Below are 22048 nucleotides of genomic sequence, written 5' to 3' on the forward strand. Positions count from 1 at the left end.
ATGTCAACATTTCCAAATATTATACCGGCACTTGATTTAATTGATGGTTCAGTTGTCCGTTTACATCAAGGTGATTATGATCAAAAACGCAATTACGGTAACGATCCTTTAACTCGGTTACAGTCTTATGAAAAGCAAGGTGCAAAATTACTACATCTTGTTGATTTAACTGGTGCCAAAGATCCAAACGCACGGCAGATAGCCTTGATTAAAACGTTAATAAGTGGCGTTAACGTACCGGTTCAAATCGGAGGTGGCATTCGCACACAAGCAGATGTCACAGCCCTGCTCGATGCTGGCGCTGCACGGGTAGTTATCGGCTCGACAGCAATAAAGCAACCAGAAATGGTTAAACAGTGGTTTGAGCATTACGGTCCTGAAGCTTTGGTATTGGCACTCGATGTTCGAATTGACAGCCAAGGCAATAAATACGTTGCAATACATGGCTGGCAAGAGGACTCAAAGCAAAAACTTGAACAAGTTATTGATAACTACCTACCTTTTGGTTTAAAGCATGTTTTGTGTACCGATATTTCGAAAGACGGAACCTTAAGCGGTTCAAATGTTGAATTATACCAAGAAATCAGTCAAAAATACCCACAAATCGAGTTTCAAGCCTCTGGTGGGATTGGTCAATTAGACGATGTTAAAGCATTACAAAACAGTGGTGTAGCAGGCGTAATTGTTGGGCGAGCATTACTTGAAGGTAAATTTACAGTTCAGGAGGCAATTTCATGCTGGCAAAAAGGATAATTCCTTGTTTAGATGTTCGTAATGGTCAAGTAGTAAAAGGTGTACAGTTTCGCAATCACGAAATTATCGGTGATATCGTACCTTTAGCGAAAAGATATGCCGAAGAAGGCGCTGACGAACTGGTATTTTATGATATTACAGCCTCATCTGATGGTCGAGTTGTTGATAAAAGTTGGGTGGCAAAAGTTGCTGAAGTTATTGATATTCCTTTTTGTGTTGCTGGCGGGATTAAAACGGTTGAAGATGCAGGTCAGATATTAACATTTGGGGCCGACAAAATTTCGATCAACTCACCCGCATTAGCTAATCCAGATTTAATTACTGAATTAGCAGATTGTTATGGTGTGCAATGTATTGTTGTTGGAATCGATACTTGGTATGACCAACAATCTCAGCATTATCATGTTTATCAATTTACAGGTGATGAAAAGCGTACAGTTGCGACCAAATGGACTACCTTAGATTGGGTAAAAGAGGTACAAAAACGCGGCGCTGGTGAAATCGTATTAAATATGATGAACCAAGATGGTGTGCGTAATGGGTACGATTTGACACAACTACAAGCTGTGCGTGATGCTTGTCATGTGCCTTTAATTGCCTCAGGCGGCGCAGGCACAATGGCGCATTTTTTACAAGCGTTCAGGGACGCAAATGTGGATGGCGCTTTAGCCGCTTCTGTTTTTCATAAACAAATTATCAATATTGGTGAACTTAAAGAGTATTTAGCTCAACATGGAGTAGAAATTCGATTATGCTAATTCCAAATTCCGATACCAAATTAGACTTAAGCAAACTTGATTGGCAAAAAGTGGATAATTTAATGCCTGTTATCATCCAACATTATGTCTCGGGTGATGTCTTAATGCTTGGCTATATGAATCAAGATGCACTAACACAAACACAAAATAGTGGCAAAGTAACTTTTTATTCACGCACTAAACAGCGTCTATGGACTAAAGGTGAAACATCTGGCAATTTTTTAAATGTAAAAAGTATTTCAACCGATTGTGATAACGATACATTACTTATTTTAGTTGATCCTGTGGGTCCAACTTGTCACACAGGTACTAACAGCTGTTTTGCTCAGGCACAAACGACATGGGGATTTTTATTCGAACTAGAACAGCTGCTTGCAGCGCGTAAAAGTGCTGATCCAACATCATCCTATACAGCTAAATTATATCATGATGGAACAAAACGCATTGCACAAAAAGTAGGTGAAGAAGGCGTTGAAACTGCTTTAGCGGCTACCGTTCATGATAAAGAAGAGTTAAAAAATGAATCAGCCGATTTGATTTATCATTTACTGGTATTATTGCAAGATCAAAATCTATCACTACAAGATGTGATAGGTATTTTAAAAGCACGCCATAAAAAATAGTGCTAAACGAAAAAGTGCGAATTATTTCGCACTTTATTTGATTTGATTACTACGGACTTAAACAGATAGCGCTATTATTTCAATCTCATTAACGAATCGGTAATTTCACCCCATTGAACATAGTTTGAACATCAACGTTATTTTCGCACAAAATAAGGCGATCAACGGTTGATTTATTTAAATGTGGAGAAAATTGTCTTATAAAATCATACATGTAACTGCGCAAAAATAGTGAACGCGAAAATGCAATATACGTCGTACTATAAGGAAAGATATGCCCTGCACTCAGTACCACAAAATCATTATCCTCATTTTGACTCACTGCCATCTTTGCAACAATACCAACACCAACCCCCAATTTAACATAGGTTTTAATCAAATCGGCATCCGTTGTACTAAACACAATATTAGGTGATTGATTAGCCTTATTAAAAGCCTGATTCAAATCAGACCCATCATTCGAAAAATCATAACTAACTAATGGGTATTTAGATAACTCAGCAATCGAAATTAAACGACTTTTTGCTAAAGGATGATCTTTCATCACTATCACAGCCTGATTCCAGTGGTAACAAGGCAGTGCAATCATATCTTCACTTAATTGAGAGAGATCCGTCACAATAGCAAAATCGGCTTGTCCGGTTTGCGCTTGCAATAAACATTGTGGTGATGAACCCTGCTCCATATGTAAAGTAATATTGGGATATTGTTTCATGAACTGCTGAATGACAACCGGAAGTGTATAACGAGCTTGTGTATAAGTGGTGGTGATGGTCAAGGTACCTTGATTTGGCTGACTATACTCTTTGGCAACAATTTTAATATCATTGGATTTATTTAGGATTTCTCTTGCCAAAGTTATAATCTGTTCGCCAACATCAGTGACTTCGGAAAGATGCTTGCCAACGCGGGTAAAAATTTGCACACCAAGTTCATCTTCTAATAACTTAATCTGTTTACTAATACCAGGCTGTGAAGTATACAGCTTTTCTGATGTTAACGATACGTTAAGATCATTATTAACAACCTCAACTATATAACGCAGTTGTTGCAATTTCATGACAAAGGTTCCTTTCTTTTTATTCCCTTCACCTTTTCAATTAACAAAGAGGTAAAGGGACAAAATAACTCCTTTCACACTTTAGCACAAACGTAAACTCATTTTTATACTAAAACGCATGCATTACCTAAAACAACTTGGTAAACATATTAGGTTTTGTGACCTATTTTTTACTCTTTATCCATTGACCGTCAACGTATTGCATCACCCAACCTGTCGATTTTCCGTTAACTTCGGATGTGACATATTGTTGTTTGCTTTTACGACTAAAACGAACAATGGCAGAATTACCATCCGGATCTTTATTCGGTGCTTGCGTTAAATAGATAAACTTTTCGGGCAACCGATCTTTAAAACGTTGTAATTCTTCAATTAATGGTGCACGGGTTTCTCTTGATTTTGGAAAATTATGTGCAGCCAAAAAGATACCTGATGCGCCATCTCGTAACACAAAATGAGCGTCAGATTTGCTACATTTAAGTTCAGGCAAATCGACTGGATCTTCTTTAGGGGGCGCAACATCACCATTTTTTAAAATTTTACGGGTATTTTTACAATCAGGATTAGTACAGCCCATATATAACCCAAAACGCCCTGATTTTAAATGCATCTCAGATCCACATTTTTCACATTCGATAATTGGACCTTCATAACTTTTTACTTTAAAGTGACCTTTTTCAACAATAAAGCCATCACAAATTGGGTTATTACCACAAATATGTAATTTACGTTCATTATCAAGTAAATAGCTATCCATTGCGGTATGACATTTTGGACAACGCTTACGGGCTCTTAATGCATCGGTTTCAGCGGTTTCCGACTCTTCTAAAATATTGAGAGTTTCGTGCTCAGGAATTAAATTAATCGTTTGTTTACAACGCTCTTTAGGCGGTAGTGCATAGCCTGAACACGCTAAAAATACGCCCGTTCCTGCTGTTTTAATGCCCATTTCGCGCCCACAATGAGGACACTTAATTTCAGGGGTGAGCACCAAAGGATTAAGTTGCATACCACCTTTATCGGGTGATTGCTCTGCCACTTCAAGATGTTTACTAAAATCACTAAAAAACTGATCGAGCACTTCTCGCCACTCTTGTTTTTTATTAGCAATCTGATCGAGTGCATCTTCCATACGCGCGGTAAAGTCATAACTCATGAGATCATTGAAGTTTTCATTTAAACGATCAGTAACAATTTCACCAATTTTTTCGGCATAAAAACGACGATTATCTAAACGCACATATCCACGATCTTGAATAGTTGAGATTATCGTTGCGTAAGTCGATGGGCGACCTATTTCACGTTTTTCTAACTCTTTGACTAACGATGCTTCGTTATAACGTGCTGGTGGTTTAGTAAAATGCTGATTAGGATTAAGCGCAATCAAGCCCAACTTATCGTTAATTGATACAGCGGGTAAAATTTTATCATCATTATTTTTGGCCAATTGCGGTTGCACTTTAGTCCAACCATCAAAACGTAAGGTACGTCCTTTAGCTTTTAATAAGAAATCACCAGATTTAACAGTAATTGTTGTCGAGTTATATTCGGCTGAAGTCATTTGACAGGCAACAAATTGACGCCAAATCAATTGATAAAGTTTACACGCATCAGCTTCAACATCACTTATATTATCCGCCAGTAATTTAACGTCTGACGGGCGGATTGCTTCATGCGCCTCTTGAGAGTTCTTTTTGCTACTGTAAACATTTGGTGATTTAGGCAAATAGTTATCACCAAAATTTTTGCCAATATATTCACGTACCATGGCTAATGCATCTTGGCTCAAATTAGTCGAATCGGTACGCATATAGGTAATATAACCAGCTTCATAAAGACGCTGAGCAAGCATCATCGTTTTTTTGACGCCAAAACCTAAGCGCGTGCTCGCCGCTTGTTGTAAGGTCGAAGTAATAAATGGCGCAGTTGGATTGCTCTTAGTTGGCTTTTCTTCGATATTGGTCACTTGATATTGGCTGTTGTTTAATTCAGCTAGTGCAATATCAATGGCGACTTTATCTTTAGGTTCGAACGCTTCATCTTGATAATGAGTAACTTGTAAAGTGAGTTGCTCGTTGTTCGCTGTACTTAAATCAGCAAAAAGATCCCAATATTCTTCAGGAATAAAGGCATGAATTTCGCGCTCGCGTTCTACCACAAGTCGAACGGCAACCGATTGAACGCGACCTGCTGATAATCCTCTAGCAACTTTTTTCCAAAGTAAAGGTGATAGCATAAAACCAACAACGCGATCCATAAAGCGACGAGCTTGCTGGGCATTAACTCTATCCATATCAAGCATGGAAGGATGATTAAACGCATTTTTGATCGCTGTCTTGGTGATTTCATTAAATACCACACGACGATATTTGCTATCTTCACCGCCAATAACATCTTTCAGATGCCATGCTATTGCTTCCCCTTCTCTATCCAAGTCGGTTGCGAGGTAGATCATATCGGCATCTTTAGCGAGTTTTTTTAGTTCTGAAACAACCCTTTCTTTACCAGGTAAAATTTCGTAATGAGCTTTCCAACCGTTATACGGATCAACACTCATACGATCAACTAAAACCTGTTTTTCAGAACGTTTTACTTTTTTTTCGGCTTTATCTTTTGTGGTTTTTTCAACTCGATGGCTACTGCCACTTACTGGAAGATCGCGAATATGCCCTACGCTTGATTTAACCACAAAATCTTTGCCAAGATATTTATTTATTGTTTTTGCTTTGGCAGGTGATTCCACAATAACAAGGGATTTTCCCATAATTAAACCTATTTTATCCTGTAATTTACGTTATTTACTGTCTTGTTTCACATCAAGTAATGACAGTAAATCATCTTTTATTGTCGATACTTTCGTTGCATATTGCTCTTTTTGCTCAGCATCCTCAATAAGTTGTGTAATGGTCTGTGACAACGTGCAACCTCGGCGTTTTGCCAAATTAGCTAATCGTTGCCAAACTAAAAATTCCAAATCAATAGACTTTTTTCGTGTATTTTGTTGCTCAGCGTTAAAATGTCGTTTTCGTTTCGCACGAATGGTCTGCTTCATGCGATTATCTAAATCAGGGTTTAGATGCTGTTTTATCCATTGCACAACACCTATTGGATTATGTTCTAAAAGTAATAATTCATTTACGGCGTGCTGAGCTGCGCTCTTCTCAATATAACGAGTAATCAACTCGCCTTCTAAATGCCTTTTCACAAGATAGTGCCATTTCCATCCACATTCAAGGTTTTCGAGTTGTTGATATTTCATCTTTTCACCTTGTGACGCTGTAACTAAAGGTTGTAGTTGTAGCATAATCTCATCACACAATAAAGAAAATTATTGCATTTGACAAATTTTTTATAAATCTGCTATCGTTCACGTTTATTTAGAACTTGATTTAAGGAAATCACCAATAATGGCTAAAGCTGATGTTATTTATATTAATGGCTATATTTATACTGCAGACAAACAAGACAGTGTTTGTCAGGCTATTGCTATCGAAAATGGCTATATTATTGCAACGGGGAGCACGCAACAAATAAATAGCAGTCAGTATGTCGATAATAATACGACAGTTTACGATTTACAAGGAAAAACGATGATTCCCGGTCTTATAGATGCGCATTTGCATACTTTTTGGGGGGGAATGCAACTCTCTTCTTGTAATTTAAATTATCAAAGTTTAACCGTTGACCAAACTTTAGCTATTATTCAAAAATATTTAGATCAAGACTCAACCGATAATGATACCAATTGGTTACAAGTACGAGGATGGCTACGTCAAGAAGTGTTGCCAATAGGTACCGATATTACACGTTTCGACCTTGATAAACTTAATACCCAGCGCCCGGTAATTTTGTTTTCAAATGATTGCCATACACTCGTTGCCAATAGTCTGGCATTAGAAAAATTTGGTCTTAATAAAGATACGCCTGAACCATCAGATGGTAAGATTGGTCGAACTAATAATGGCGAACTTAATGGCATTTTAGAAGATGCACCGGCGATGCGTGCATTTGACAGCATATCTAAACTGACCGATCAGCAAGCGGTGAATATTGCAAAATTATCACAAGCAGAACTGAATAAACAAGGCGTAACGGCAGTAATGGATGCTCGCATTACCGAAACCATTGCTGATGCTTTTTTGACCCTTAAGCAACAAGACGCACTTTCAATACGCCTATTTGGTGCACATGAGTTACCACCCGATGATGTATCTTCAATAGATCAAATTCCGCTGTTATTGGACAAAGTTAAGCAATTTGCTCATCATTATGATGATAAAAACTGGCAACCTAAACCAGGTATAAAAATTTCGCATACTAAATTGTTTGTTGATGGTGTTATGCAAGCACCATTAATGACGGCACGGCTATTAAAACCTTATCAACTTGAACACGAAAAAGATCGTTACGGCGATCTTTACTATTCAACAGAAATGCTTGATGCGTTAATCCTTGAATCAGCAAAAGCAGGCTTTCACCCACATACGCATACAGTAGGAGAAGGTGCAATTGAAGTGGTACTCAATGCTATTGAAAAAATGCGAAAAGCATTGCCTGATGCGGATATAAGACCAAGTACGGCTCACAATGAGCTTAGTGCTGCGCATCAATTTGCCCGATATCAGCAATTAAAAGCCGGCGTAGTCTTTTCGTTCCAATGGGCGGGATGCAGCGCAACAATGGTTGAACAATATCATACGCTTTTTGGTCCAGAACGTTATAATGGATTAGAAGCACATGGCCAATATATTGATGCTGGTGTGAATTGTGCATTTGGTAGTGATTGGCCAATCGATCCCCTTAATGAATGGTACGATTTTCAAGTGGCAATGACCCGACAAATAGATACCGATCACCCTCGTTTAAACAGTGATCGAAATTTGACAGTAACAGAAGTGCTGCGTTGTGCAACCATAGGAGCCGCTTATATATTGAAACAAGAGCAATACATCGGTTCAATTGAAAAAGGCAAATTTGCCGATCTAATCATTTTAGATCGTAATCCATTTACCATACCGGCAACAGATATACAAAATGTTAAAGTATTAACCACAATCGTTGGTGGTAAAACGGTATATCAAGCATCGTAATTGTTCATTTAAAGAATCGAGTTATTTATCACGACGCCAACACAACGGTAGCGTCGTGATAAACAGTTATTCAGCTTCGATTTCAATTGGGTCGGCACTTTCTACTGCTCTCTTTTTCGTAAAATGCAATATTGCGGCAATAATCAATGCACCAATAAACATGTCAATAATATACCACATTGCACCTTTTGTTACGCCACCCAAGGCAACCAGCCCACCAAACGCTACTAATGACTCAATACCATTAATCATCCCTAACATACCTGCCACTGCCGTACCGACAACAATAGCGATAATTACACGTTTTGGATCTTTAGCGGCAAATGGGATTGCACCTTCGGTTATACCGGCTAATGATAAGAAGAAAGCGGTAATGCCAAACTCTTTTTCTTCTTTAGTATATTTAGAACGAGAAATAATCAATGATGAAATCGCTAAGCCTAATGGTGGAATTGCACAGCACATGCGGAACACACCATTTGGTCCATAAACACCTTCCGCCATAGCTGCCAAAGTAAAGGCCGTTGCTGCTTTACTACATGGTCCCCCCATATCTAGTGCAGCAAGAATACCAATACCAATGCCTAAAAACGCTGCATTGACTTCTGACATGCCTTTTAACGTAGCAACCATTGCTTTCACAAACCAATCTAACGGGTAAGATAGTCCGTAAATATAAATGGGCGCCATCACCAATATCGTCACTGTTGGAATAATCATGACTGGCATTACTGATGCAATGACAGGATGGACTTTAACGGTTTTAAACCATTTTACAAAATAACCAATTAAAACACCGAAAATCATCGCACCAATAAAGCCTGTACTGACATGATTAACACCAATTGGGTTATTAACTACATAGCCCATAATAAACGCAGGCGCCAACGCCGCATTGCCGCCAATAGAATAGGCCATATAAGCTGCAAGCACAGGTACCATCATAGCAAAACCATAAATTGCTACTTGCTGTAAATCAGCAAAAAACTGATTACTTGGCAAAATCGTATCGTTGGTTACATCACCTGTCATTAACACAATCGAAAAAAGAATACCTGAAGCAATAATAACGGGTAAAAATTTGCTGATTCCGGTATTTAATGCACGAAATATTTCTTTACCAATACTGTCTTTTACTACTTTAGTTGACATTTGTTCGGCATTATTGAAAATGTTGACCGTATTTTTCACGGCTTCGCCTGTGCTTACTTTAATGACGTTTTTATATGGTTCTAACCGCTCGGCATTTTCAATTGAAATATCAGTGGCTAATATAATCACATCTGCAGTTTTTAAATCGTGTTCGGTTAATGGATTATCAATACCTGCTGCGCCTTGAGTTTCTACTTTACAATCCCATCCCCGTTTTTTTGCCTCATTTTCAATCTTTTGTTTAGCAATATAAGTGTGAGCCATACCAGCAGTACAGGCACAAATTGCAACAATCTTTTTTTTGTCAATCGCACTATTATTCATACAAACCTCGTACTTTATCTGCTAATGACTGGGTATCACTATTAAGTAAAGTTGCAATAAAATCATCATCCGCTAAATGAGTTGCTAATTTAGCAATAATCGCTAAATGCGCCTTGTTGGCATGTTCTGGCGCACCAATCATAATCACCAACTTCACTTGGTTACCATTATTCCAAATGATGCCATCAAGATATTTCCCCACCACAATAAATGGCGTTTTTACTGCGCTACTTTTTGCATGAGGCAAAGCAACATCGGGTAACACATCGGTTTCCATCTCTTGCTCATGAGCCATCACATCATCAAAAAAAGTTTCAACATTAGTTAAATAGTTTTGACTGGCATTGGACATTAAATGAATAACCGATGATTTTTGATTAACGATATCACTGGTAAGCTCAACCGATAAAACAGGTATTGACTGCATATACCGCTCCTCTTTAATTAAAAATAGATATTTAAATTTACTGATTTTTATGATCTCTGTTTATTAAATATACAATGAATTATTTTCGGTGACACTAATTTTGTCTTATCAAGAGTTAGAGCAAGATCACAAATATGCACAATTCAATTTTACGTTTTAACGAGCAATTCCAGTGTAAACAGCTTAAAAATAATGACTAATGTGTGTTAAAGTCTATAAATCGCTCGCTTTAGTACCTTTTTACTAAAAATTAGCTTGCATAATTATCATAATGTGGCAGAATTCCTTGCCGCTTTAAGCGGGTAAAAAGGCAAAACTATACTTAGTAGTTTTTTATTGTTTTTTGGGACAGAGGAGCAAAGTCATGTCCGCAATAAAAATGAAACGAGTTTTAACCACACCTGCATTGATTGCATTTGGTTTAGCTTATATGGTTCCTTTGGGGATCTTTACCACTTATGGGGAAGTCACTGTTGATAGTAATGGTCACTTACCTATAGCCTATATCATCACCTTAGCCATGATCTTTTTTACAGCATTGAGTTATTGTCGAATGGCAAATAAACTGCCGATTGCTGGATCTGCCTACTCGTATGTACAACATACTTTTGGTGGAAAAGTTGGATTTTTGGTAGGTTGGGCACAAATCCTTGATTATCTATTTTTACCAATATTGAATTATTTGGTTTTAGGTATCTACCTGAATGAAGCATTTCCAAGCATTCCTGCTTATGTTTTTGTATTGGGTTCATTAATCAGTGTAAGCTTTTTAAATTATTTAGGGATTAAACTGATTAACTCTGTAAACTTTACATTGATTATTGTACAAATGATTTTTATAGGGTTATTTATCTTTTTAACTTTAACTAATGTTAATTTAACCCCTGAGGCAATGATGAAACCTCTGCAAGTTAATGCAGGAGATTTTAGTGGCTTAATGTCTGGAGCGGCAATATTATGTCTTGCCTTTTTAGGTTTTGATGCCATAGCGACTTTAGCCGAAGAATCTAACGATGCACAAAAATCATTACCAAGAGCAATTATCTGGACAGTTCTAATTGCTGGCTGTATTTTTCTAGTCGTATCGTATTGTGCTCATCTGGCATATCCTATGTGGACAGATTTTGTAGATAATAAAGATACAGCCAGTTTAGTCGTCGTTCGTCGAGTGGGTGATATAAGCCAATTAGGCGGTAATTTTATGTATAACTTCTTCCAAGCCGCATACTTAACTGGTGTTTTTGCATCAGCCATGACAGCGCAAACCAGTGTATCAAGAATTTTTTATGCTATGGGACGTGAAGGTGTTTTGCCTAAAAAAATCTTTTATAAAATTCACCCTCGTTATAGAACACCTTATTTATCGATTATTTTTGTCGCCTGTTTTTCATTGTTAGCGCTGGTATTAGATCTTAGTTTAGTGGTGTCGATGATAAGCTTTGGCGCATTAGTGGCTTTTACTTTTGTCAATTTATGCGTGATTAAAAGTTACTTAGGTGATTCAAAAGCGAAAACAGCATTACTGCTATTTAAATATGGATTATTGCCTGCGATTGGTGTTTTACTTTCACTATGGCTATGGACCAGCCTTGATGCAACGGCGATGATTGTTGGTTTAGTTTGGTTAGCAATTGGATTTTTCTATCTACTTTATCTAACTAAAGGCTTTACTGCTTTATTGCCATCGATTGATCATCATGAATTAAATTCAATCATCAAAGATTAAGTTCTTATAAATTGGTCTACTTTAAAGTATCTAGTTACTGCCCTTTTAAAACAACTCCGTCGACCTAAGTCGACGGAATAATAATCTTGTAAGCGTGGCTATTTGTTTAACCGATTACTCACCAAAACCACTAGCAAATAATTCGCGAATTTCATCCATTGCGGCTTGTTCGTCTTCACCATCACAAATAATTTCAACAGTTGAACCACCTTTAACGCCAGCACCAAGTAATCCCATCATGCTTTTTAATTTGATTGCTTTGTCATTATAAACAAGTTCAATTGATGATTTGTAACGACCTGCTAATTTAACAAGTGTGGTAACAGGGCGAGCATGAAGACCAGTTGAATTTTTTACTACCATTTGTTCTTTTAACATACTAAAGTCCTTATTTATATCTTTACGTTAATACAATGAATGGTATTTATATCATAAATTGAGTTATTTTGCTCTTTTTTTGCATACAAATTTCGATAAAAATAACGCTTTTATTGTTGTTACTTAGTTGAGCAGGATTGGACTTAAACCCAAAAATATCGAACAACATGGAAAAAAATCGGCGCAGCAAAGCAGATAGAATCGAAGCGATCCAGTATACCGCCATGACCACCTATCAATTTGCCCCAGTCCTTTACTCCCTTATCTCGTTTAATTGCCGACATCACTAATCCACCACAAAAACCGAGTAAAGTAATCATCAGCGAAATTAGGCCAGCTTGCACAAAACTAAATGGCGTTATCCAAAACATGCTTGCGCCAATTAAACTTGCCGAAACCACACCACCAATAAACCCCTCTACTGTTTTTGACGGTGATAAATTGGGGCTAATTTTATGTTTACCCCATAATTTACCAAACACATATTGGAGTACATCTGACAACTGCACCACTAAAATCAAAAAAGCGATGAGTAATAAATTACGATCTTGATAATGGTCGATATCTAATACCAGTAATGCTGGTACACAAGATATACAATAGACAGTAATCATCAGTCCCCATTGCACATCTGCGGTTCTTTCTAAAAAGTTATTGGTTGAGCCGGTTATTGAGGCTAAAATCGCCAAAAGTAAAAAGACATAGACGGGAATAAAAATACTAAATAGACCATACCAAGACAATGCAACTAAAATATATTGCATTGGTAAGGCAATGACGTAGGCAAAGATTAAAGCAAAATAGTCATAACGGCTAATCGGTGTTAAATGTAAAAATTCTCGCAGTGCTAATCCCGATATAACGAAAAACAGAAAAATTACGGCTAACTTACCAATCCAAAAAGCAACACCGATAATGATCACCATCACCCACCATGCATTGATACGCGTAATTAAATTATCAATAACACTATTTGGTGCTGTTGTACGCCTTTTTAACACCCAAGCAATCGTTGTGGCAATCAGCAAAAACAAGCCTATACCAATAAATAATAATAACGTATCACGTTGGTAAATCGACATTTTTTCTCCTAATTGCTCAATTAAGTCATCTCGCAAAAATAAACGTTATACAACTCATCAACGACAAATGATTATGCTAATCAAAACACCCACTACTAGCAAAAGCTGTATAGCTAACACGATTAACTGTACTTTGAAAAGACCTAATGTACCGATTTGACGTTGTTTAATGGTTCTAACCGGCGTTCGAACCAATTTGATTAAATGCAATTTCAACAATGCTTGATCGAGTTCATTAAGCACATCAGGTACCTGATCTAAATGATTGGTTAAATAATCAAATAGTTTTTTATCAAAAGCAATACGCACTGCATAATATTTGGTGACAATACCAAGCAAAAACACAACTAAACAAGTTGAAGACATGAACCATGAAAAATGCAATAGATCACTCAATAATCCCATAATTACAGCTGACAAGGTCAATAACATTGAAAATATATCAAGTTGTTGACTTACGGTCAGCAAGCTACAAAATGTCGCTATATCAGTCTGATTAATCTGGGATTGTTGCTTAATATTTTCACTGCTTAACATATCGATTCCCTGTTAGTGAGCTGAGCAAGCCAATTTGTTAAAATTAAACGCTGCCTATCTGAAATAACAATAGTCGTGCGACACGTTTTAACCTGTGTTATTGCATCTTCAACAGTCAATGCTTTTTTAGTCCACAATAACCAAGCAATAACGGCAGTAGCGCTTCTTGAATACCCCAACGCACAGCATACTAATAACTTTCCCTGCCGTTGATATTGCTCAATACGTTGCGCTGAATATTGACACTGTTGTTCAGATAATGGCGTCATATCTAATACCGGAATCAGGCTATAGCTACCGTCAAAATGCCCAATGGGCAATTCAGCACACAAATCAATCACCGCTAAAAATTGATATTTATTTAAAAAATGGCCAGAAGGAATTCGACCTAAATAAACATTATCCGTGATTCGATCAACATCTTGATGCTTGATTGTCCATAATCGTGAATTGAGCCACATAATCGAAAAATAAGGGAGATACAATAGCGCAACTGCTAAATTAAACTGTCCATTGAGTTGTTTTTGAAAACCCTCAGCACCTAAGATCACATAATTAACGGCAACCAATAACAAAGATGCCGATAGCCATAATAACCACAGCCCCCAACCACCAACATAAATCGCTAAACTAAACGATAATAATGACAAGATAAAGTAGATCACACCCCATCGATACTGTTTAGACAGCGGTCTAGCTTTTAATATTGATCCCCCTGATTGTGGCCACAACCAAATACAAAAACAACCAACCCATAAACCTGTTGGTACATCAAAAAAGTGATGCTGCCAAGTTGTTAATACCGATAACGCAATACATAAACACCAAAGATGCAGTAAATAACGCACCAATACAGTTTGGTAATAACTTGCATAAAACTGCCATAGAATCACTAACAGTGTAATATGTAATGAAGGAGCTTGATTAAAGGGTTTATCAAATCCCATTAAAATATCAAATAGAAGTCCAAAAAAACCGTCTAATGGTGGGCGCTCAAAACTAAATTTTAGTGGAAAAACAAGAAAACAAACGACACAAATAATTTGTGCTGATAATAATCTTAAGCCAAGTATTTTTAGTGACTGACTAGATTTAGCTAATAAGATAGCCAATCCATACATCAAATCAATTGACCAATAAGGCACAATAGTCCAAGGCAATAAAGGGATTGCTTGTTCCCAAGCATAAACCACACTATTAACTTGAACACGTGTTGAGGTAAACCAATTAGCAAAATTATAACTGCTAAAAAATAACAACGTTAATCCAATAAGCCACAGCCATTTTTGAACGGTAAGTTTAGTCATCGTATATCGTGGTATTGGCATAAATTATTTTTTTATTCGTTGTGCTAGTGAAACCGTAAAAATGCCCCACTGATCAACACTCATGGTTATTTTTTGAAAACCTGCCTCACTAACCAGTTGATCCATTTCCAGTTGCGTTCTTCGGCGCATAATCCATGGCTGCCCATCACGATGTGAGGTTAATGCTCTGGCAATAAACTCGAGTTGTGGATGCCATGGCTGATTAGTGTAAATTAAATATCCGCCTTCAGACATGACATCGGCTAACCCTGACAACGATTCTCGCAACAATTGATTGTCACTAAATAACTCATACAAACCAGATACTACTGCTAAATTAGGTTGAGGTGATAATTGTGCTAACTCTTGCCGACTAAAAGCATCGCCTTTTTCAAAACGAACAATATCCGTTAAGCCCTGCTGCTGAATTAATGCTTGTCCATCGCGAATATTAATATCACAGTAATCACGTAATAGCACTGAATTAGGTTTATGTGCGATTTGATTTATCGTTTCAATAATATAACGTCCATGCCCTGCTGCAATATCAACAATATTAACAGATTGATTTTGTTGTTGTAACTGTAAAATAGTTTGCTTTAACAGCGCTTCAAGATGAACTTTTCGCTGACGGATACCACGCCAACCAATAGATTGTAGATAAATATAATCAAAAAATTGTCCAAGTTTAGAACTGCCCGATGGTTGGTTTTGATAGACATAGTCAAGCGTACTGCCTGAATCAAACCCAGTGTCAAAACCGAGTTTGATTCCGTCAGACATTTTACTGGCATAACGCAAACTGGTTTGAATAAATTTCCAGTATAAAGGCTTAATCAAACCAACGGGTGGCATAGTTAAATTATCCGCCTCTTGCCTTGTATAACCAACTAAATCGGCATTAACTAAGCAAGGAACATTTATCGGATTGGCAAAACAACCGACAATAAATCGCCGTGCTCGATCAATAGCGAAATGGCGATCTTTTTCACCTAAGGTATCATGATAAAATCCAGGTAATATATGTAACTCTTTTTGTGCGGTACCCAAATTCTCATAAAATTGTTGTTGTGGTTTACGCCTTACCACATAATCAGACCCCGACACCAGTAGTTGCGTGGGTACCGTAATCGCATTTGCATCTTGAACTATGCGATCTGCCACCGCATACAAATCTAATAATAACCGCACCGATATTGGTCTAGTAATTAATGGATCTTGAGTAAACGATTGTGCTCGACTCGCATCATGGGTCAGCAGCTTAGGCTTAACATAACTGTTAACAAAAAAGTTGCCTTTTAAGTTATACAGCAATTTTAGACCCGATACCGCAAAAGGGACATATAACTTGACGCTAAAGGCCGGTGAAGCTAAGACTAAGGCTCGAATATTCGGTACATAATCATGTGCCCAAGCTGCAGCAATAACCGCCCCTACACTTTGCGCAATAACAGCAATATCTTGATCACAAAAGTGATACTCTTGCTTAATATGTTGTATAAAACAGTGGGCATCTTTAATCAGTGTGGCAAAATTAGGGGCATCGCCTCGTTCACCTGCCGATTGACCGTTACCTCGCGCATCCCAAGCGAAAATTTGATAATCAGGTAGTTCAAGTTCGTTAGCAAGATGTGCCACTCGACCTGAATGCTCATGGCCTCGATGAAAAATGACGATAGCGCGATCTTTACCACAGTTATTGTCGATTGCCGGCCAATAGCGATAAAATAACTGACAACCATCATGGCTTATAAAGGTTTTTTGTTGCTCTTGACGCATAATATATTCCTTATTTATTTTGCGCTTCTAATAAGCCTTTGTTCACTCGATTAAAGATGGTATAGATAAGTAAAAGAGTAATCAGACACAATAACGTATTAATCCAACTTAAAGGCAGTAAATGGGTGGCTATACCTAAGCTTATTATACTAAAAATAGTGGCGCGATCACTTTTCCCCATTGGTCCATCATAACGGCGTGATGCTCCAATCATTAATCCCAATACGCCACTATATTCAGTCAAAAAGGCTAGTAACACGACCAAAATCACCAGAAAACTACTCACGCCGTCTAGTGGCATAAAAACCAGTAATAATGCGCTGTCTGATATCACATCACAAATTTCATTTAAATAAGCACCCAAATTAGATTTTTGCTGAAATTCACGTGCTAACATTCCATCAATAGCATTGAGCGCCATTCGAATAAACATCCATATTGGAATTAACATAAATAACCAATGATATTGGGCGAAACACCCAACCATTAGTGCTACTAAAATCGATGCCAAACAGGCGAATAAAGTCACTTGATTAGCCGTTACACCAGCATTATAAAGCTTATGGGTATAAGGTCTAAGTAGTGCCTGAAACTTCGGCTTTAATTGATAAACTGATATCACTGATGATCCTAAATTTTAACCTACTGCTATGATAATATTGGCAAAATATAACATAGCAGTTTTTTATTTCATTATACAATTCGTTGCAATTGGGTATACTTTAACGAACTGACCATAAAATGCAAACGATTGAGTACATTGACTTCACCGGCGCCGTCGTCAAAATCTAAATAGAGCAAATTAAGTTTAGGGTTAAGATCACGCATCCGTTTTTCTACCCCTTTTGATACTACATGATTTGCAATACAACCAAATGGTTGAAAGCTAATGACATTATTAATGCCATATTCAGCAAAGGTCATAATACCGGCTGGAATCAACCAACCTTCGCCAAATTGATTGGCTAAATTAAGAATTTGCTCGGCTTTTTTGGCGATATCACGGATATTATGAAACGGCTGATAATATTTAAAATGCGATAAAATCTGATTAGTTTTATTGATATAGCGTTGGGCCACTTTTTCAAAAAAGAACAGTAATGACGATAGATAACTTTTTGGTAAAAGATGATTATCAATATTACTGTCATAATTGACAAACACTTGAGCAAAAAATTCAATCATGGGTGGAATTACTGGCTCAATTCCCTGATCGACTAACCATTCGACACTATGCTGATTGCCAAAGCTGTTATATTTTACATAGATTTCACCAACAATCCCTATTTGTGGGCAATCTTTATTGACGGTTTCAACCTGATTAAAATGCTCAACAGCTTGCGCCAATAACGCATAAATCGCTCTATGCCCTTTTTGCTCATTAAGTAGCTGCTGTAGCTTTCTAATATACAGCTCTTTAAGTTGATTAGCCTGTTGTTTCACTTTGGCTCTAGGTGCCACCGCGTAATACATTTTCGATAATGAATCAGCAAATAACATAGCAAAAAAGGTGGTTGGCAGAGTTTTAAGCCAATTAATTTTAAAGCCAGGTTGTTCACTTGCATTCATATTATCGGTACTAAGTGACACAATCGGCACATCTTCAAAACCATTACTAATCATGGCTTTTTTGATTAACGACAGATAACTGCTCGCACGGCATTGCCCACCGGTTTGCGTGATACCAATTGCCACTTCATCACGATTATATTTACCCGATCGTAACGCTTTAATCACATCGCCAACAATAATCGTTGCTGGGTAGCAAATTTCGTTATTACAGTACTTTAATCCCCACTCAACCGAGCTTTTATCTGGTTTTGGTAACGTTTCTAGCTTATAACCTGATAATGCAAAAATCGGCGGTAATAACGGTGAATAAAAATCAGAAATAAATGGCGCTAAAATAGTACGACGCTGTTTATCCTTTTTACTGAAAACTGCCGTTTTTTTACGTTCCACCATTTTCAATGGTTGATGTTGATTCATACGAATTGATTCGATAATCGATCGTAAGCGTAAACGGACAGAACCCGTTGCGGTGATCTCATCTACACGAATGATCGTACAAGTTTTACCCTTCGATTCTAAGATTGCTTTACACTCATCAGTGACAATCGCATCAGGCCCACAACCAAATGAATTGAGCTGTACAAATTGAATATTATTCGGTTGCTGTGCAACAAATGAAGCGGCAGCATATAAACGATTTGGATAGCTCCATTGTGAACAAATTTGCAGTTCTGGCGATAATTGATGAATGGCACCTAATACCGAATCTTCGGTAATAACATCACAGCCTAGCGCATTTAAAATTTCGGGCGTTTTGTGATTAATTAAACTATCACTATGATATGGCCGTCCAGCTAAAATAAACACATAGCGCCCAGTTTGTTTGGCATTATTGAGTACTTCAACCGCTTTACTGTATAAATCATGTTTAAACTCAGCTTGTGCAAGTAATGCAGCTTCAAACGCTTTGTCGGCAACTTTTTTGTCGATACCTAACGAAGTTAAATAATTGATACAGCCTTTTTTAAGTAACTTACTATTGGTAAAGTTAATAACGAGGTAATCTAATGGAATGCGAAATTTTTCTTCCGGATTAATCGCACTGTGGATCACTTCAGCATAACTACTGACAATTGGACAATTATAGCTATTAACCGCATTGTCAAACTGGGCTGATTCAAACACAACCATCGGCATAAAAATACGATCGACCTTCTGCTCAATCAACTCCATGATATGACCGTGCACTAATTTTGCCGGAAAGCAAATGCTATCAGACATTACCGTTCCAGCCCCTTTTTCATAAATATTTTGTGTTGAAAAAGGTGAAAGTGTCACGTTTATACCACTTTGTGTCAATAACGTATGCCAAAAAGGGAAGTTTTCATATTGTCCTAATACACGAGGAATACCAATATTAATTTTAGCATCGGCATTAACCACATTAGTTCGTTTAAATAGCAGATCATTTTTATAATCAAACATATTAAACGAGCTATTATCGCGATATTGATTATTACTTAAAAAACGTTCACATTTATTACCTGAATAGTAACGTTGACCATTGGCAAATCGATAGATGATAATATCGCATTTATTTTCACAACCTTTGCAGCGAGACGGTTTAGCTTTATTGTCTTTTGCTTTGTGAAGATTATCTAAACCAATAAATTGCGAAGCTGTAGGGTGCGCTAAATAATGGTTTTTAGCGACCAACGCTGCCCCATAAGCCCCCATTAACTCAGGAATATTAGAACTGGTAATTTGCGCACCGGTTAACTGTTCTAATGCTCGAAATACTGCGGGATTTTTAAAAGTACCGCCCTGCACCACAATATGATCACCCAGTTTACGCATATCATGCAGTTTCAGCACTTTATGAATAGCATTTTTAATCACAGAAAACGCCAGTCCTGCTGAAATATCACCCATGGTGGCATTTTCACGCAATGCCTGCTTCACTTTAGAATTCATAAAAACAGTGCAGCGCGTTCCTAAATCACATGGATTAGAAGATTGACACGCGGCATCAGCAAAATCAATAGTATTAGAGTTAAGTGATTTGGCAAAAGTCTCAATAAACGATCCACAACCCGATGAACAAGCTTCGTTTAATTCGATATGATTAACCACACCATTAGCAATAAAAATGGCTTTCATATCTTGGCCGCCAATATCCATCACAAAACTGACATCAGGATCGATATGTTTAGCTGCGGCAAAATGCGCCATGGTTTCGACCAAACCGTCATCAATAGCAAAAGCGGCTTTTAATAGTTCTTCACCATAACCTGTCACACCGGTGCGAGCAATAATAATCTCCTTACCTGATGCAGTAATTTCATCGTTTAATTTAGTTAAGCCATGAATTAAGGCACTAATCGACTGACCATTGTTGGGTGCATAATGCGTAAACAACAGCTCATTATCTTCACTAACAAGCGTAATTTTGGTGGTAGTAGAGCCACTGTCAATGCCTAAAAAAGCATTCTGTTTTTGATAATCTGCTAAATTGCATCTAGCAATTTCGATATATTTGCGCTTCTTTTTCCAATTATCAAATGACAACGACTCATTAAACAACGGTTTTAATCTAAATGATTCATTAACTTTAATTTGAGTAGAAGCATTTAATCGTGCAATAAAATCTGTCAACGAAAGCTCGGTTCGCTCAATAATGTGAATTGCAGCACCCCAAGCGGACAGTAAGGTCGGATGTTCGGTGGTAACAACCTGATCATCTGTTAATTTTAGCGTATTTAGTGCGGCTTTACCTAATGTTGGGATAAATGAGAAAGGCCCACCAATTAACATCACTTTTGGCACAATATCATAGCCACGAGCCAAGGTGTTGATTAGCTGAATACATACGGCATGTAAAACTGAATAAGCGATATTTTCTTTCGAGACATTGCGGCTAATTAAATTTTGGACATCGGTTTTGGCAAAAACACCACAACGAGAAGCGATAGGAAAAATTTGGTCATGATTTTGAGCAAGCGCATCAAACTGCTGAACGGGAGTATTAAGCAAAGTTGCCATCTGATCGATAAATGCGCCGGTTCCCCCTGCACAGCTACCATTCATTCGAATATCGGGTGGTCGATCGGGAAAAAAGAAGATCATTTTACTATCTTCACCACCAATATCTATCAACGTCCGTACTTCAGGATATTTGCGTTGTACCACTTCCGATGCTGCAACCACCTCTTGAATAAAGGCGATATCGGCTTTTTCGGAAATGCCCATTCCGGCAGAACCCGTCACTTTTACAGACAAGCGTATATCATCACCAAGCTTCTGTTTAATTTCACTGAGCAATTGAAGTACTGTTGCCACAATATGCGTATTATGGCGTACATAATTAGTATAAACAAAATTGTCATGTTCATCTAACACAACGCATTTTGCTGTAGTGGAACCCACATCCAATCCGAGCCTATATATTTTTGACATAATAAACTCACATTTTATTAATTTAGATTTAATTTATTACAAAATTGGTAATAAATCTCAAATTATTAATTTTATTTTTATATA

General features: G+C 37.4%; 17 protein-coding genes. 5 read left to right on the forward strand and 12 right to left on the reverse strand.

Features of this window, described 5'->3' with window-relative positions:
- From hisA to hisIE, 3 genes are read left to right on the forward strand one after another with little or no spacing between them, the layout of a single operon-like run.
- Nucleotides 1–753: a 1-(5-phosphoribosyl)-5-[(5-phosphoribosylamino)methylideneamino]imidazole-4-carboxamide isomerase gene (gene hisA / locus J3U63_RS06560; RefSeq protein WP_267371023.1), complete on the forward strand. Its 753-nt coding sequence runs from the start codon at nt 1–3 to the stop codon at nt 751–753.
- Nucleotides 735–1511 carry an imidazole glycerol phosphate synthase subunit HisF gene (gene hisF, locus J3U63_RS06565; protein ID WP_267371024.1) on the forward strand — a complete coding sequence of 259 codons (777 nt, stop codon included), beginning with the start codon at nt 735–737 and terminating at the stop codon, nt 1509–1511. Before hisA ends, hisF begins: the two co-directional genes overlap by 19 nt.
- Entirely contained in the window at nt 1505–2134 is a 630-nt protein-coding gene (gene hisIE, locus J3U63_RS06570) for a bifunctional phosphoribosyl-AMP cyclohydrolase/phosphoribosyl-ATP diphosphatase HisIE (RefSeq protein WP_267344042.1), read from the forward strand. The genes hisF and hisIE overlap by 7 nt, the downstream gene beginning before the upstream one ends.
- 88 nt (nt 2135–2222) lie before the next feature.
- On the opposite strand, the gene cysB is transcribed toward hisIE, so the two are convergent.
- From cysB to matP, 3 genes are all read right to left on the reverse strand, one after another.
- Nucleotides 2223–3194 carry an HTH-type transcriptional regulator CysB gene (gene cysB / locus J3U63_RS06575; protein WP_267334217.1) on the reverse strand — a complete coding sequence of 324 codons (972 nt, stop codon included), beginning with the start codon at nt 3192–3194 and terminating at the stop codon, nt 2223–2225.
- A gap of 163 nt (nt 3195–3357) precedes the next feature.
- On the reverse strand, nt 3358–5958 hold the full coding sequence (gene topA / locus J3U63_RS06580) for a type I DNA topoisomerase (protein WP_267371025.1): 2601 nt from the start codon (nt 5956–5958) through the stop codon (nt 3358–3360).
- A 30-nt stretch (nt 5959–5988) separates the two neighbouring features.
- Nucleotides 5989–6453 carry a macrodomain Ter protein MatP gene (gene matP, locus J3U63_RS06585; RefSeq protein ID WP_416379607.1) on the reverse strand — a complete coding sequence of 155 codons (465 nt, stop codon included), beginning with the start codon at nt 6451–6453 and terminating at the stop codon, nt 5989–5991.
- A gap of 148 nt (nt 6454–6601) precedes the next feature.
- Here matP and J3U63_RS06590 point away from each other — a divergent pair, with 148 nt between their 5' ends.
- A complete protein-coding gene (locus tag J3U63_RS06590; RefSeq protein WP_267371027.1) occupies nt 6602–8284 on the forward strand; it encodes an amidohydrolase in 1683 nt (560 codons plus the stop codon).
- A 66-nt stretch (nt 8285–8350) separates the two neighbouring features.
- Here J3U63_RS06590 and J3U63_RS06595 read toward each other — a convergent pair whose 3' ends face one another.
- Together J3U63_RS06595 and J3U63_RS06600 are read right to left on the reverse strand one after the other, a co-directional pair.
- The gene (locus tag J3U63_RS06595; RefSeq protein ID WP_267371030.1) at nt 8351–9760 is read right to left on the reverse strand and encodes a PTS fructose transporter subunit IIC; all 1410 of its coding nucleotides are present in this window, start codon (nt 9758–9760) and stop codon (nt 8351–8353) included.
- The gene (locus J3U63_RS06600; RefSeq protein WP_267371031.1) at nt 9753–10187 is read right to left on the reverse strand and encodes a PTS sugar transporter subunit IIA; all 435 of its coding nucleotides are present in this window, start codon (nt 10185–10187) and stop codon (nt 9753–9755) included. Before J3U63_RS06600 ends, J3U63_RS06595 begins: the two co-directional genes overlap by 8 nt.
- A 364-nt stretch (nt 10188–10551) precedes the next feature.
- Between J3U63_RS06600 and J3U63_RS06605 the strand changes: the two genes are divergently transcribed.
- A complete protein-coding gene (locus J3U63_RS06605) occupies nt 10552–11913 on the forward strand; it encodes an APC family permease (RefSeq protein WP_267334211.1) in 1362 nt (453 codons plus the stop codon).
- A gap of 114 nt (nt 11914–12027) precedes the next feature.
- Here J3U63_RS06605 and J3U63_RS06610 read toward each other — a convergent pair whose 3' ends face one another.
- From J3U63_RS06610 to J3U63_RS06640, 7 genes are all read right to left on the reverse strand, one after another.
- Nucleotides 12028–12291 carry an HPr family phosphocarrier protein gene (locus J3U63_RS06610; protein ID WP_065634652.1) on the reverse strand — a complete coding sequence of 88 codons (264 nt, stop codon included), beginning with the start codon at nt 12289–12291 and terminating at the stop codon, nt 12028–12030.
- 143 nt (nt 12292–12434) lie between these two features.
- Complete coding sequence (locus J3U63_RS06615; RefSeq protein WP_267344035.1) at nt 12435–13373, reverse strand: phosphatidate cytidylyltransferase; 939 nt, start codon at nt 13371–13373, stop codon at nt 12435–12437.
- 57 nt (nt 13374–13430) lie between these two features.
- Nucleotides 13431–13910 (reverse strand): hypothetical protein, encoded by a 480-nt coding sequence (locus J3U63_RS06620; RefSeq protein ID WP_267371032.1) that lies wholly within the window; start codon nt 13908–13910, stop codon nt 13431–13433.
- The gene (locus tag J3U63_RS06625; RefSeq protein ID WP_267371034.1) at nt 13904–15217 is read right to left on the reverse strand and encodes a phosphatase PAP2/dual specificity phosphatase family protein; all 1314 of its coding nucleotides are present in this window, start codon (nt 15215–15217) and stop codon (nt 13904–13906) included. Before J3U63_RS06625 ends, J3U63_RS06620 begins: the two co-directional genes overlap by 7 nt.
- 24 nt (nt 15218–15241) lie before the next feature.
- On the reverse strand, nt 15242–16996 hold the full coding sequence (locus J3U63_RS06630; RefSeq protein ID WP_267344032.1) for a bifunctional alpha/beta hydrolase/class I SAM-dependent methyltransferase: 1755 nt from the start codon (nt 16994–16996) through the stop codon (nt 15242–15244).
- Between the two features lie 10 nt (nt 16997–17006).
- Nucleotides 17007–17618 carry a CDP-alcohol phosphatidyltransferase family protein gene (locus J3U63_RS06635; protein WP_267344031.1) on the reverse strand — a complete coding sequence of 204 codons (612 nt, stop codon included), beginning with the start codon at nt 17616–17618 and terminating at the stop codon, nt 17007–17009.
- 71 nt (nt 17619–17689) lie between these two features.
- Nucleotides 17690–21964, reverse strand: coding sequence for an acyl-CoA dehydratase activase-related protein (locus J3U63_RS06640; RefSeq protein ID WP_267371035.1), 4275 nt, complete (start codon nt 21962–21964; stop codon nt 17690–17692).
- Nucleotides 21965–22048: the final 84 nt, after the last annotated feature.

It is taken from the genome of Gilliamella sp. B2838 (assembly GCF_026536185.1).
Lineage (GTDB): Bacteria > Pseudomonadota > Gammaproteobacteria > Enterobacterales > Orbaceae > Gilliamella.

Coding starts and splice junctions, on each gene's coding strand:
- hisA (WP_267371023.1), top strand. CDS start 1: ATGTCAACATTTCCAAATATTATACCGGCACTTGATTTAATTGATGGT.
- hisF (WP_267371024.1), top strand. CDS start 735: ATGCTGGCAAAAAGGATAATTCCTTGTTTAGATGTTCGTAATGGTCAA.
- hisIE (WP_267344042.1), top strand. CDS start 1,505: ATGCTAATTCCAAATTCCGATACCAAATTAGACTTAAGCAAACTTGAT.
- cysB (WP_267334217.1), bottom strand. CDS start 3,194: ATGAAATTGCAACAACTGCGTTATATAGTTGAGGTTGTTAATAATGAT.
- topA (WP_267371025.1), bottom strand. CDS start 5,958: ATGGGAAAATCCCTTGTTATTGTGGAATCACCTGCCAAAGCAAAAACA.
- matP (WP_416379607.1), bottom strand. CDS start 6,453: ATGAAATATCAACAACTCGAAAACCTTGAATGTGGATGGAAATGGCAC.
- J3U63_RS06590 (WP_267371027.1), top strand. CDS start 6,602: ATGGCTAAAGCTGATGTTATTTATATTAATGGCTATATTTATACTGCA.
- J3U63_RS06595 (WP_267371030.1), bottom strand. CDS start 9,760: ATGAATAATAGTGCGATTGACAAAAAAAAGATTGTTGCAATTTGTGCC.
- J3U63_RS06600 (WP_267371031.1), bottom strand. CDS start 10,187: ATGCAGTCAATACCTGTTTTATCGGTTGAGCTTACCAGTGATATCGTT.
- J3U63_RS06605 (WP_267334211.1), top strand. CDS start 10,552: ATGTCCGCAATAAAAATGAAACGAGTTTTAACCACACCTGCATTGATT.
- J3U63_RS06610 (WP_065634652.1), bottom strand. CDS start 12,291: ATGTTAAAAGAACAAATGGTAGTAAAAAATTCAACTGGTCTTCATGCT.
- J3U63_RS06615 (WP_267344035.1), bottom strand. CDS start 13,373: ATGTCGATTTACCAACGTGATACGTTATTATTATTTATTGGTATAGGC.
- J3U63_RS06620 (WP_267371032.1), bottom strand. CDS start 13,910: ATGTTAAGCAGTGAAAATATTAAGCAACAATCCCAGATTAATCAGACT.
- J3U63_RS06625 (WP_267371034.1), bottom strand. CDS start 15,217: ATGACTAAACTTACCGTTCAAAAATGGCTGTGGCTTATTGGATTAACG.
- J3U63_RS06630 (WP_267344032.1), bottom strand. CDS start 16,996: ATGCGTCAAGAGCAACAAAAAACCTTTATAAGCCATGATGGTTGTCAG.
- J3U63_RS06640 (WP_267371035.1), bottom strand. CDS start 21,964: ATGTCAAAAATATATAGGCTCGGATTGGATGTGGGTTCCACTACAGCA.